At 49.1% G+C, this 12,083-nt stretch carries 10 protein-coding genes, 4 tRNA genes and 1 pseudogene; 13 read left to right on the forward strand and 2 right to left on the reverse strand.

The genetic code is table 11. The features are described 5' to 3' along the window. Window positions 1-11 precede the first annotated feature (11 nt). The 5 genes from M2298_RS26130 (at window position 12) to rocF (ending at window position 1,488) form a co-directional block, all read left to right on the forward strand. Window positions 12-87 (forward strand) — tRNA-Lys (locus M2298_RS26130). Between the two features lie 22 nt (window positions 88-109). Beyond that, window positions 110-186 (forward strand) — tRNA-Arg (locus M2298_RS26135). Window positions 187-201: 15 nt separating this feature from the next. Beyond that, window positions 202-278 (forward strand) — tRNA-Pro (locus M2298_RS26140). A 49-nt stretch (window positions 279-327) separates the two neighbouring features. Continuing rightward, window positions 328-401 (forward strand) — tRNA-Gly (locus M2298_RS26145). A 190-nt stretch (window positions 402-591) separates the two neighbouring features. Beyond that, entirely contained in the window at window positions 592-1,488 is an 897-nt protein-coding gene (rocF, locus tag M2298_RS26150) for an arginase (RefSeq protein ID WP_063229045.1), read from the forward strand. A gap of 92 nt (window positions 1,489-1,580) precedes the next feature. Here the strand turns inward: rocF and M2298_RS26155 are convergent, their stop codons facing one another. Beyond that, window positions 1,581-1,730 (reverse strand): aspartyl-phosphate phosphatase Spo0E family protein, encoded by a 150-nt coding sequence (locus M2298_RS26155; protein ID WP_063229046.1) that lies wholly within the window; start codon window positions 1,728-1,730, stop codon window positions 1,581-1,583. A 178-nt stretch (window positions 1,731-1,908) separates the two neighbouring features. Here M2298_RS26155 and sigW point away from each other — a divergent pair, with 178 nt between their 5' ends. The 7 genes from sigW (at window position 1,909) to M2298_RS26190 (ending at window position 9,830) form a co-directional block, all read left to right on the forward strand. Further along, the gene (gene sigW, locus M2298_RS26160) at window positions 1,909-2,472 is read left to right on the forward strand and encodes an RNA polymerase sigma factor SigW (RefSeq protein WP_063229047.1); all 564 of its coding nucleotides are present in this window, start codon (window positions 1,909-1,911) and stop codon (window positions 2,470-2,472) included. Between the two features lie 17 nt (window positions 2,473-2,489). Next, window positions 2,490-3,113, forward strand: a complete 624-nt coding sequence (locus M2298_RS26165) for a zf-HC2 domain-containing protein (RefSeq protein WP_122962140.1) — start codon at window positions 2,490-2,492, stop codon at window positions 3,111-3,113. Between the two features lie 107 nt (window positions 3,114-3,220). Continuing rightward, window positions 3,221-4,039 carry a diadenylate cyclase CdaA gene (gene cdaA, locus M2298_RS26170; RefSeq protein WP_007780837.1) on the forward strand — a complete coding sequence of 273 codons (819 nt, stop codon included), beginning with the start codon at window positions 3,221-3,223 and terminating at the stop codon, window positions 4,037-4,039. Continuing rightward, entirely contained in the window at window positions 4,032-5,279 is a 1,248-nt protein-coding gene (locus M2298_RS26175) for a CdaR family protein (RefSeq protein WP_173597875.1), read from the forward strand. The genes cdaA and M2298_RS26175 overlap by 8 nt, the downstream gene beginning before the upstream one ends. 43 nt (window positions 5,280-5,322) lie before the next feature. Then, window positions 5,323-6,669 carry a phosphoglucosamine mutase gene (gene glmM / locus M2298_RS26180; RefSeq protein ID WP_280649277.1) on the forward strand — a complete coding sequence of 449 codons (1,347 nt, stop codon included), beginning with the start codon at window positions 5,323-5,325 and terminating at the stop codon, window positions 6,667-6,669. Between the two features lie 460 nt (window positions 6,670-7,129). Continuing rightward, window positions 7,130-8,962 carry a glutamine--fructose-6-phosphate transaminase (isomerizing) gene (gene glmS / locus M2298_RS26185; protein WP_280649278.1) on the forward strand — a complete coding sequence of 611 codons (1,833 nt, stop codon included), beginning with the start codon at window positions 7,130-7,132 and terminating at the stop codon, window positions 8,960-8,962. Between the two features lie 394 nt (window positions 8,963-9,356). Beyond that, window positions 9,357-9,830 (forward strand): DUF6896 domain-containing protein, encoded by a 474-nt coding sequence (locus M2298_RS26190; protein ID WP_242773160.1) that lies wholly within the window; start codon window positions 9,357-9,359, stop codon window positions 9,828-9,830. Between the two features lie 316 nt (window positions 9,831-10,146). Here the strand turns inward: M2298_RS26190 and glpT are convergent, their stop codons facing one another. Beyond that, window positions 10,147-11,511: a glycerol-3-phosphate transporter gene (gene glpT / locus M2298_RS26195; RefSeq protein ID WP_173599691.1), complete on the reverse strand. Its 1,365-nt coding sequence runs from the start codon at window positions 11,509-11,511 to the stop codon at window positions 10,147-10,149. Window positions 11,512-11,726: 215 nt separating this feature from the next. Here glpT and M2298_RS26200 point away from each other — a divergent pair. Continuing rightward, a pseudogene (locus M2298_RS26200) lies at window positions 11,727-11,909 on the forward strand (oligopeptide/dipeptide ABC transporter ATP-binding protein); the annotation flags it as partial. Between the last annotated feature and the right edge of the window lie 174 nt (window positions 11,910-12,083).

Below are 12,083 nucleotides of genomic sequence, written 5' to 3' on the forward strand. Positions count from 1 at the left end.
CAGCCATTTGCGAGCCATTAGCTCAGTTGGTAGAGCATCTGACTTTTAATCAGAGGGTCGAAGGTTCGAGTCCTTCATGGCTCACCAGTTTTTACTGGTAAAAAAATATGTGCCCTTAGCTCAGCTGGATAGAGCGTTTGACTACGAATCAAAAGGTCGGGAGTTCGAATCTCTCAGGGCACGCCATTTTCACCTTATAATCGGGAAGTAGCTCAGCTTGGTAGAGTACTTGGCTTGGGACCAAGGGGTCGCAGGTTCGAATCCTGTCTTCCCGACCATTTTTACCCTTCATTTTTGCAGGGTTTTGCATGTTTTCCATAAAGTTGTGCGGGTGTAGTTCAATGGTAGAACTCCAGCCTTCCAAGCTGGTCGCGTGGGTTCGATTCCCATCACCCGCTCCATATGTTTTGTGTAAAGCGAGTGGCCGATTCGGTTGCTCGTTTTTTTGTGTTCCCAAAAGGGGACATTTTTGACAATAACATGACAAACGGGTTATTTATGCAAAATCCTGTCGAGTTGAGTCATTTCGCCATCGGAGGCTACAATATAGGGGTGAAGCAACAACGATCGAAGGAATTGGGGGCATTTATAATGAACAAGAACATGAGTATTGTTGGCGTACCGATGGATCTGGGGGCAGACCGCCGTGGAGTAGATATGGGGCCTAGCGCAATCCGCTATGCAGGTGTAGTAGCTCGTCTGGAGAAAATGGGCTTTCACATCGAGGATCGCGGAGATATTTTTGTCACCCGTCCACACCACTTTACGGAAACGGAAAATCATAAATATCTGGATGAAGTTGTAGAAGCAAATGAAAAGCTTGCTGATGTTGTAAGCGATATCATGACCGCTGGCCGTTTTCCGCTCGTGCTGGGCGGCGATCACAGCATCGCTCTTGGTACGATCGCTGGTGTGGCAAAACACGTGAAAAATCTCGGGGTCATCTGGTTTGATGCTCACGGAGACTTGAACACCGGGGAGACATCTCCATCCGGCAACATTCACGGAATGCCGCTGGCAGCAAGCCTTGGCTTCGGACATCAGCGCCTGACGAACATCGGCGGCTTTGCACCTAAGCTGAAGCCGGAAAATGTGGTGATCATCGGAGCGCGCGATCTGGATCAAGGGGAACGCGATTTGATCAAGCGCATCGGCATGAAAGTGTTCACGATGCACGAGATCGACAAGTTGGGTATGGCTCGCGTGATGGATGAAGCGATTGCCCATGTGTCCAAAAACACAGATGGCGTACACTTGAGTCTGGATTTGGATGGACTCGATCCGCATGATGCACCAGGGGTAGGAACGCCGGTGATTGGCGGCATTTCCTATCGTGAAGGCCATGTGTCCCTTGAGATGCTGGCTGATGCCGACATTCTGTGTTCCGCCGAGTTTGTGGAAGTAAATCCGATCCTTGATCGCGAAAACATGACGGCACGGGTTGCCGTTGCGTTGATGAGCTCTGTATTCGGAGATAAATTGCTGTAAAATGAAGGGGTAAAAAGCAAGAAGAGAGGCTGCAATCGCCTCTCTTTTTGCTTTTTACGCATCTTTACATTGGTGGAAGAAAGAAGTACATTCTAAGGATGGAGATGTAGTTCGTTTAATAGGTGATCAAGTTGCACGCTTAGGGCGACTAATTCAGGAGTGATGGATGCCTGCTTCTTGTACTGATCATTCAGTTCTTTGCGCAACTGCTCGATCTGGAGGAGAACGTCTTGTTTTGACATACGTCCCACTCTCCTTTCCATCGGAGGGATGAAAGAGTTATCATCACTAATATATAGAGGTAGGCAGTAGCCTTATTCCTCTAATTCCCAACAAATTACCTGCACAAACGCGTATTTGGAACGAAACCATTTGCAGTATCATCCGTATATAGGATTACGGTATTGTGGGGAGGATCGCATGGATTTTGTAGAGAAACGGTTGACTCAGCGGGCGAAGCGTGGAGACCGCGAAGCATTTGCGGAGTTGATCGAGATTTATAAAGACAAGATTTTTCAGCTTGCATATCGTATGGTAGGGAACCGTCAGGATGCGGAGGACATCGCGCAAGAAACCTTTTTGCGCGTGTATGCCAACCTGCATTCGTACGATGACAGCTACAAGTTCTCCACATGGATCTACCGGATCGCAACCAATCTATGTATCGACCGCGGCCGTAAAAAACGACCTGACTTTTCATTGGATGAAGAAACCGAACCAGGACAGGGAATGGACTGGTATTCGCGCCTGTCTTCTAGTGAAAAAACACCAGAAGACAAAGTCGTGACGCAGGAGTTGCAGGAGACAGTACAGGATGCCCTGTCTCATTTGCAGCCCAAATATCGCTCGATTATGATCTTGCGCTACATCGAGGACTTGTCGTTGCAAGAGATCAGCGATATCGTAAAACTTCCCATTACGACGATTAAAACGCGCATTCACCGAGGACGGGAAGCGTTGCGAAGCAAGTTGCGATTGATGTGAGAAAGGAGAAAATCACGATGGAATGCCGGGAAATGATAATTCTCATTCACGAATATTTGGATGGGGACACTGATGAATTAGCCAATCAGCATTTGCAAGCACATATAAGGTCATGTGCGAGCTGCCGCCAGCATATGCACGAGCTGCAGCGGGCCATCGCTTTTGTACAGAGCGCTTCACATATTCATGTTTCTCCTGATTTTACTGCACGCGTACTCGCGCAATTACCTGCGCCGACCAAAGCCAACCTTTTTTCCAGCTGGCTGCGCAATCACCCGTTTTTGACCGCGGCAGCAGTATTTCTGTTCCTCATGACGGGCAGCTTGTGCGCGAACTGGTTCGATCGGGACAACACGCTACAGGTATCCTCCGCGAACATGGATAAGTTGAAAATAGATCGGCAACGCAACGTCGTCGTGGTGCCGGCTGGAACGAGCATCGACGGTGATTTGGTCGTGCGCAACGGCAATGTAGACGTTCAAGGACACGTCAAAGGAAATGTCGTAGCCATCGAAGGCAAAGTGTTCGTGGCATCTACCGCTCAGGTGGTGGGAAACACTGAATCTATAGAAGCTATTTTCGATTGGATTTGGTATGAGGTGAAAAATATTGGAAATGACTTGCTTCCGATCTTGCCATAAGAGAAAATAGAGAGTACAGCTATCAACAGCACGGCAGTGGAGCCGTGCTTTTTCCGCAGGAGACAGGCTGACCTTATTTAGATGGAGCGAGATATGGGGGCTTCGTTATGATATCGATGGATTATGGGGATTTACTGCGGTATGGAACGGATATTTTACTCGTTACATACGTGATCTATAAAATCATTATGCTCATCCGCGGAACACGCGCGGTACAATTGCTGAAGGGGATCATGGTCATCGTCATCACCTGGCTTCTCAGCAAATACTTCCAGCTGACGACGCTTCACTGGCTGATGTCCCAGGCGTTTACTTTCGGGGTATTGGCTGTGGTCATTATCTTTCAGCCGGAACTGCGGCGTGCGCTGGAGCAGCTCGGGCGAGGCAAGCTCTTTTCGCGTTCGAGCAGCCTGCAAGATGACGATATGGTAAACCGCGTGGTGCAGGAAGTGTGCAAATCGGTTACCTACATGGCAAAACGGCGGATTGGGGCATTGATCGTCATTGAACGCGAGACAGGTCTGAACGACTATGTAGAGACGGGCATCGCCATCAACGGGCGGGTAAGCTCGGAGCTTTTGATCAATATTTTTATTCCGAATACGCCATTGCATGACGGAGCCGTGATCATGCGCAAGGACGTCATTTTGGCTGCTGCCTGTTACCTTCCGTTGTCCGAGAACAACTCCATCTCCAAGGAGCTGGGGACTCGTCACCGCGCCGCAATCGGCGTGAGCGAGGTTTCGGATGGCATGTCCATTATCGTTTCGGAAGAGACGGGACAAGTGTCTTTTGCCGCGCATGGCGCGATGAACCGAAATCTGACGGAGGCGCAACTGGCAGAGATGCTGACCGAACAGCTCCAGCCTCTGTCAAAGGGCAAGTCCATTGGCAGTCGTTGGCAATGGAGGCGAAAACATGGATAAATGGTTGAACAGTCATTGGTTTGCACGGGCCGTGGCGCTGCTTTTGGCTGTCATGATGTGGATGGTCGTCAATCTGGAAACAGAGCAGACCCCGACTCCGGAAGCGAGCCAGCCCGTCTTTATTGACGGCGTGACCTTGCACGTCAAGTACGATACGGATCGTTTCCAGGTCGTCAAGCAGCAGCGAACGGTAAAAGTCGCTTTGGAAAGCAACAACCCGTTTTACCGCCATAACTTTTTCCCGGCTGATTCGATGGAAGTATACGTCGATGCGACCAATTTGGGAAAAGGGACTCACAGGGTTCCTGTCCAGTACAAAGGGTTTCCGGATGAAGTGAAAGTGGGCATCATTCCGAACATCGTGGAAATTACGCTGGAAGAGAAGAAGACAGTGGAACGGGAAGTTACCGTGGAAAAACTGGGACAAGTAGCTCCCGGCTATACCGCGGGTGAACCGATCGTCAAGCCGTTCAGGGCGCTTGTCAGAGTTCCGGAAAGCCAGGTAGACAAAGTGGCGGCAGTCAAGGCGTCCGTCGATCTGGAAGGGGCCACTTCCGCGATTAAGACTACAGTCCCACTCAAAGTTGTGGACAAGTCAGGAAATGTGATTCAAGGGGCGGATGTCATTCCGCTGACGGTTGAGGTAAACATCCCGGTCACCAGTCCTTTTGTGAAAGTGCCGATCAAATTAAACTTGACGAATGAAATGCCGAATGGCTATAGTTTGGCTAGTATGGATATGAATGTGGATGAAGTGACCGTTTTTGGTCCGAAAGAGGTCATCGACGCCATGAAGGCGAACACCTACTCAGGACCGGAAATCGATCTTAGCAACATTACATCAGATCGTCTTTTGGAGCTAAAGATACCGTTAGCGGATAACATCGTGAAGGTAGAGCCGGAGTATCTCAAGGTATCGTTGAAAGTAGTTCCGTCCACAACCAAGCGTTTGGAGAAAATCCCGATTCGCATCAGCGGGTTGTCAGAGACTATGCAAGCCAGGGTGTTGTCCACCGATGGTCAGGAGCTGTCTACAATTGACTTTGATGTAATAGGTGCAGCCCAAGTGCTGGATCAATTGAGACACGAAGACTTGCAGGTCGTGGCAGACGTCAGCAATATGCCGGCTGGTGTGTACGAGGTGCCTCTGAATTATATTTTCAATCAGCCGGATTATATCAAGACTTCTGCGAGCGCACCGAAAAAGGTCACAATCGAAATCACGAACAAACAAAGGTAGACATAAGCTGTTGTGTGCACAAGGAAGGAAATGAGGGACAAACATGGGGAAGTATTTCGGAACAGACGGTGTGCGTGGTGTAGCCAATACACAATTGACACCCGAACTGGCATTTAAAATCGGTCGCGTTGGCGGCTACGTTCTCACCAGACACAAGCAGGAAGGCAAACCAAAAGTGGTGATTGGGCGCGACACGCGCATTTCCGGACAAATGCTGGAAAACGCGCTTTTGGCTGGCTTGCTTTCGGTTGGAGCAGAAGTGGTCAGATTGGGTGTCATCTCCACCTCGGGTGTTGCGTATCTCACGCGTGCATTGGGTGCGGATGCGGGTGTCATGATTTCCGCCTCCCACAATCCGTTTCCGGATAACGGAATCAAGTTCTTCGGCAGCAACGGTTTCAAACTGTCCGACGACGTAGAAGCCGAAGTGGAACAGTATCTGGACGCCGCAGAGGACACTTTGCCAAGACCAGTAGGAGAACAGATCGGCACGGTATTGGAATTTCTTGAAGGTGGACAAAAGTATCTCTCTCACCTGAAAAGTACCGTATCCGAGCGTTTCGCCGGTTTGAAGGTTGTTTTGGACTGTGCCAATGGAGCGGTGTCGTCGCTGGCAGCCCGTTTGTTTGCAGACGTGGACGCAGAAGTGATCACCATCGGGGCCAACCCGAACGGAGTCAATATCAACGAACAATGCGGCTCTACCCATCCTGAGCGACTTCAGGAGGAAGTGCTGAAGCATAAAGCTGACCTGGGACTTTCTTTTGACGGCGATGCGGACCGCTGTATCGCGGTCGACGAGACAGGCGAAATCATCGATGGCGATTACATCATGGCGGTTTGCGCACGTGCGTTGAAAGCAAAAGGAAAGCTCAACAACAATACTGTTGTAACAACCGTTATGGCCAATATGGGCTTTTTCAAAGGGATGGAGGAGTGCTCCATTCATACAACCAAAACGGCTGTAGGCGACCGCTACGTGGTGGAAGAGATGCTGCGCGGCGGCTACAACCTCGGTGGAGAACAGTCCGGCCACATCGTCTTCCTGGATTACAATACGACAGGTGACGGCCTTTTGACAGGCTTGCAGCTGTTGAACATCATCAAGGAATCGGGCAAGCCTTTGTCCGAGCTGAAACAGGTGATGGTCAAGTATCCGCAGCTTTTGATCAATGTCCGTGTAGAGGACAAGTCGAAGTTGAACGGCAACGTAGCGATCGAGCAGGCGATCCGCGAGGTGGAAGAAGAGCTGGCAGGCAACGGCCGTGTGTTGGTTCGTCCGTCCGGTACAGAGCCGATTGTACGCGTGATGGCAGAAGGCCCGGATGCTGCTCAGCTGGAAGGGCTTGTACACCGGATCGTCGACGTGGTCAAACAGGAACTGGTATAAAAAATGTTCGGAGGGAGTGGTGCGATGCCACTCCCTTTTGCATACATGTAAATGACGAAGATATTGTCGCTTCGTTCGATCTGTGGTACAGTGTTCATGTGCGCCGGAGCACCAATTGCAAAAATTGGGAGGAGATTGAACAGACACATTTTTGAGGGAAAGCAAGAAACCAACAGTCGTAAAGCGCCAGCACTGTGGCTGCCCGACATGGAGCCCAGTGGACGAGGTGGAGGTTTATCGAAGATTTCGGCGGGTACCTCCCGGCAGCAGTATCACTGCCGCAGAACGCAAGGACAAAGCATCAGGGTGATCTGATGGACAAAACTTTGCGTGTGATACGTTTCAAGCCACGGATTAGTACAAAAATATAGATCATAAAACATGGAATGGCGGGGGCACTCCCCCGTACCATTGGTTTTGGGTTGTGTCCCCGTCAATTTTGGAAGGGGATCATACACTTATGTGCGGAATCGTTGGATATATTGGAGATAAACAAGCGCAAGAGATCGTTATCGGAGGTCTGCGCAAGCTGGAGTATCGCGGTTATGACTCTGCTGGTATCGCGGTAGTGAATGACAACGGCCTGGAATTGGAAAAGGCGCAGGGACGCCTTGCAGTGCTGGAAGATCGTTTGGAGTCGAAGCCGCTTTCCGGCTGCATGGGAATCGGGCATACACGTTGGGCGACGCACGGAAAACCGTCTGACGAAAACTCCCATCCGCATACTGACGCAAAAACGTCTTTTGCTGTCGTTCACAACGGGATCATCGAGAACTTCCTGCCGTTGAAGGAAGAGCTGCTTGCAAAAGGCTACACGTTCACTTCCGAGACAGATACCGAGGTCATCGCTCACTTGCTGGCTGACATGTACGACGGAGATATCGTGTCTACAGCGCGTCGAGCTGTGCAGCGTATGCGTGGTGCCTATGCGTTGGGAATCATGACCGAGCATGAGCCAGATAAGCTGGTAGCGATTCGTTTGGCTAGCCCGCTTGTGGTCGGCGTAGGTCAGGGCGAGAGCTTCATCGGCTCGGATATCCCGGCTATTTTGGAGCATACACGTGACGTATACATTTTGAACGAAGGCGAAATGGCTGTTTTGACTCGCGACGGCGTGGAACTGATGGACGCAGAGAGCGGAGAAAAAATCGAGCGGGATCTGTTCCATGTCGAGTGGGATTTGGTGCAAGCGGAAAAAGGCGGCTATGATTCTTTCATGCTGAAAGAAATTCATGAGCAGCCTCAAGCAGTCCGCGACACGATGGGCGCACGCATTGACCACGAGAACAAACGCGTCATTTTGCCTGAGCTGAAAATGAGCGATGCCGAGCTGGCAATGTACGACCGAATCTACATTGTCGCTTGCGGTACTTCCATGCACGCAGGTCTGGTCGGCAAAGACGTCATCGAAAAATGGACCCGTGTACCGGTAGAGGTAGCTGTAGCTTCCGAGTTCCGTTACCGCGACCCGATCTATACGGACAAAACATTGATGATCGTCATCAGCCAATCCGGTGAGACAGCAGACACGCTGGCTGCGCTCCGCGAAGCGAAGAAGAGCAACGTGAAGGTCATGGCCATCACGAACGTAGTAGGCAGCTCTGTCGCGCGCGAGGCGGACGAAGTGATCTTCACCTGGGCTGGTCCTGAAGTAGCCGTAGCTTCTACCAAAGCGTACACTTCCCAAGTGGTAGCCCTGTACCTGTTCAGCCTGTATCTGGCGCAGGTAAAAGGCACGCTGGAAGCATCCGAGGTAGCAAGCGTAGTGGAGCACTTGGAAACCATTCCTGGCAAAATCGCATCGATGCTCGAAGACGCCGAGCAAGTGCGCCATTTTGCAGAGAGCACAAAAGGGGTAAACAGCCTGTTCTTCATCGGCCGCAGCCTGGACTACGCGGTATCGCTGGAAGGCTCCCTGAAGCTCAAGGAAATCTCCTACATCCACTCCGAGGCGTACCCGGCTGGCGAACTGAAGCACGGTACTCTTGCGCTGATTGAAGATAACGTACCAGTCGTCGCATTGGCTACACAACCAGACATCTACGAAAAAATGGTGAGCAACATCGTGGAAGTCAAGGCGCGCGGCGCCCATGTCCTGGGCTTCGCAACCGAAGGCGACCAAGACCTGGCAAAGAGTGTGGACGAAGTCATCTACCTGCCAGCCACGCTGCCAATGCTCGCACCGATTCTGACCGTCATTCCATTGCAATTGCTCGCTTACTACGCTTCGATCTCTCGCGGCCTGGACGTGGATAAACCACGGAATTTGGCGAAGAGTGTTACGGTGGAGTAGGGGAGATAGGGCTAATATAGCAAGTGTTTGGTTATAAAAAAGTATGAAACTCCAAGAAAAGTCCCGATGATGCTTTGTTAGGTCATCGGGATTTTTATTTATAAAAAGGGCTGTTGTGCTTGTGCAGTGATAATCCAGTTTTAGACAGATGAATAAAGGAATAGACTGGATGATAAAGTTGTAACACTAAGCTCGCAATGCAAGCTTGCAGACTTTGGGACTGGCAGAATTTTTGGCAAAGGTGCGGAGCAGGTTGGATATATCTTTTGTACGTCCTGAATAACTGAACGTTCTGCGAAGTTGCAAGGAAGCATATTCGCAGGGTGAGTTGGTAAGAAACGATTAAAGGAAAACTTTATCTGAAAAATATAAATAGCACAAAAGGCGGTAATGTATGAACACGCTAACCAAAGAAACGGTAGATGAATTGTTGGCAGCAATGGACGCTTATAAAGAAATTGCGCAAGAACTCATGGATAAATTAATATTGGAAACAAACCAGCCTGAAAAATCAGAGATAATAAAAGGAAGTTACTACTTAATTTCAAATGCGGAATTACTAAACGGTGAAGAATATTTAAGCGGTAATTGGTACTTTGATGTTCATGGAGAGCATTGCATGTTTGAAAACTTAGATACCGGACAAAAATTGGAAGTTTCCCTCGGGAATAAAGACGATATTGGAAATGTTGATCCTTACTTTTTTTATGACTTCTTGAAAACAACTGAGGATTTTAAACACTTAATTCAATATTTTGCAAACCCGTTTGGTGATATGTTGAATTTTTTTGAGGCATTAGAAAAGCGAAAAATACTTGTACATATTCACGGTGTTGAATACAGAAAGATTCTTCAGAATGAAAAATAATTTTGGTCGTTGATGAGCGCTTCTACGGAGAAGCAAAAGAAATTCGGCGGGGGACGAAAAGGTTTTCACCGAACACGAAGGTATATTGTTTCCCGACGCTATGGGGGGATGGGTGCAACCGGAGAAGCCATGAGAATGCTGCAGCAGTCACTGATCTATTAACCATGATGTAAGATTGCTCTCTATTTGGACTATGTAGAAGGGCTAGTCATCTGGTGAGTTGAATACCAGGAAGAAATCCGGCGAAGACTGATTATTCATCACATGAAAAAGAAGGATAAAAATCACAACGATTTTCATCCTTCTTTTTGCTATTTTAATGATTTTTAACGACTTCCTGCCCCCGCACATTCCACGTCAGCGCAAAAACAAGCGCAGCCACTACGCACGAAGCTGTCAGCAACATAAACCCTGCATCCCAGCCGGAGGCATCAACGATAACCCCCATCAATGCATTTGCGGAGACCGTACCGCCAAGGTAACCAAACAGACCCGTCAGCCCTGCCGCGGTTCCGGCGGCCTTTTTCGGAACAAAATCAAGGGCTTGCAAACCAATCAGCATGACTGGACCGTAAATCAGGAACCCGATCGCGATCAGGCAAATCATATCGACTAAGGAATTTCCAGCTGGGTTGAACCAGTAGACCAGAACAGCGATCAATACGCCGAGCATAAAGACAAACCCCGCGGGTCCACGGCGGCCCTTGAACAATTTATCGGACAGCCAGCCGCACAGGAGCGTTCCCGGAATGCCTGCCCATTCGTATAGGAAGTAAGCAACGCTCGACTTGTTCATATCAAAGCCTTTTTCCTCGCTCAAATAGGTTGGCGCCCAGTCCAGAACGCCGTAACGGACGAAATAGACGAAGATGTTGGCAACTGCGATGGCCCAAACCCATTTGTTGTTCAACACATATTTGAAAAGGATTTCTTTTGTGGAAAATTCTGTTTCAAACGTTTTCTTCGTCTTGGTTGGATAGTCATTGCGATATTCTTCGATAGGCGGCAGGCCGACTGACTGCGGAGTATCGCGAATTAAGAAATACGTAATGAATGCAAAGACAATGGCAACCAGAGCAGGCAGGATAAATACGCCTTCATACCCGGAACCGATATTACCCGAAAGTCCGGTGAACATCGCTGCACCTGCAACAGCAAGGGGGGCCATCAAGCCTCCGCCAACGTTATGGGCAACATTCCAAATCGCTGTTTTGCCTCCTCTTTCACTTACACTAAACCAGTGTACGAGGACACGTCCAGATGGAGGCCAGCCCATTCCCTGGAACCAACCGTTCAGGAATAGCATTACAAACATAATCGTGACGGATGAGGTGAAGTAAGGGACAACGCCCATCAGCAAACTGATAAGTGCAGAAAGAATCAAACCGGCGGGTAAGAACATTCGCGGGTTGCTTCGGTCTGAAAAAATGGCCATTACAAACTTGCTGATCCCGTAGGAAATCGAAATGGCAGATAAGGCAAAACCAAGCTCTGATTTTGTAAATCCTTCTTCAATCAAATAAGGCATGGCGAGCGAGAAGTTTTTGCGGATGAGATAGTACGCCGCATAACCAATGAAGATTCCTAAAAACACCTGAAGCCTGAGCTTTTTATACTCAGAATCAATTTGTTCGTCAGGCAATCTGTCAATAGGCGGTGCAGGCCTAAACAGTTTGAGCATCGTATTCCTCCCCTAAAGTAATTTCTAACAAAGATGACGATACACGCAAAAAAACCCATACTTTAATGGCGCTTTCAAAAATGAAAGTGCCAGAAAGTATGAGTCTCCGAGTCTCCATCAAAGTTAACTTGTCATTAAATATATTCTATTATTCAGTGAAAACGTTGTCAATGAAGTTATTTTGGCGGGATTAGCTGTGCCGATTCCTAACCCGAAGAAGAGAGCGGGTAATCCTTCGCGGCGAAATCCCGTCTCCCTTGAATCTGCCATCAGGCTGCGTTTTTCAAACCAGATGTCCGTTTGTGAAGGCAGCTTGCAAAGAGCTGACTCCCGTTAAACAAGAAGCAGCTCCCAACCATTGTGTAGCCTGCCATTTATACGAAAGCGGAGAGCGTTAGCCTCGTTAGCCTACACAGCTAACGCTTTTCCGACTTTCTACGCGAAAATAAACCGAACTGGCAGCAGAGGGGGTGGCTCTCTCGATAACAAAAAAGTTGCCACTCCCCCTCAAAATTGATATTTTATATATGCGTGCGCACGCAAATAAAATCAAACACGGATTCTATAAGGAG

The organism is Brevibacillus sp. 1238 (genome assembly GCF_029892995.1).
In the GTDB taxonomy this organism is placed as follows: domain Bacteria; phylum Bacillota; class Bacilli; order Brevibacillales; family Brevibacillaceae; genus Brevibacillus; species Brevibacillus parabrevis.

What these genes read in the sequence shown, in the direction of transcription:
- M2298_RS26155 (WP_063229046.1), bottom strand. Translation starts at nt 1,730, where the DNA reads ATGTCAAAACAAGACGTTCTCCTCCAGATCGAGCAGTTGCGCAAAGAA.
- rocF (WP_063229045.1), top strand. Translation starts at nt 592, where the DNA reads ATGAACAAGAACATGAGTATTGTTGGCGTACCGATGGATCTGGGGGCA.
- sigW (WP_063229047.1), top strand. Translation starts at nt 1,909, where the DNA reads ATGGATTTTGTAGAGAAACGGTTGACTCAGCGGGCGAAGCGTGGAGAC.
- glpT (WP_173599691.1), bottom strand. Translation starts at nt 11,511, where the DNA reads ATGCTCAAACTGTTTAGGCCTGCACCGCCTATTGACAGATTGCCTGAC.
- glmM (WP_280649277.1), top strand. Translation starts at nt 5,323, where the DNA reads ATGGGGAAGTATTTCGGAACAGACGGTGTGCGTGGTGTAGCCAATACA.
- glmS (WP_280649278.1), top strand. Translation starts at nt 7,130, where the DNA reads ATGTGCGGAATCGTTGGATATATTGGAGATAAACAAGCGCAAGAGATC.
- M2298_RS26165 (WP_122962140.1), top strand. Translation starts at nt 2,490, where the DNA reads ATGGAATGCCGGGAAATGATAATTCTCATTCACGAATATTTGGATGGG.
- M2298_RS26190 (WP_242773160.1), top strand. Translation starts at nt 9,357, where the DNA reads ATGAACACGCTAACCAAAGAAACGGTAGATGAATTGTTGGCAGCAATG.
- M2298_RS26175 (WP_173597875.1), top strand. Translation starts at nt 4,032, where the DNA reads ATGGATAAATGGTTGAACAGTCATTGGTTTGCACGGGCCGTGGCGCTG.
- cdaA (WP_007780837.1), top strand. Translation starts at nt 3,221, where the DNA reads ATGATATCGATGGATTATGGGGATTTACTGCGGTATGGAACGGATATT.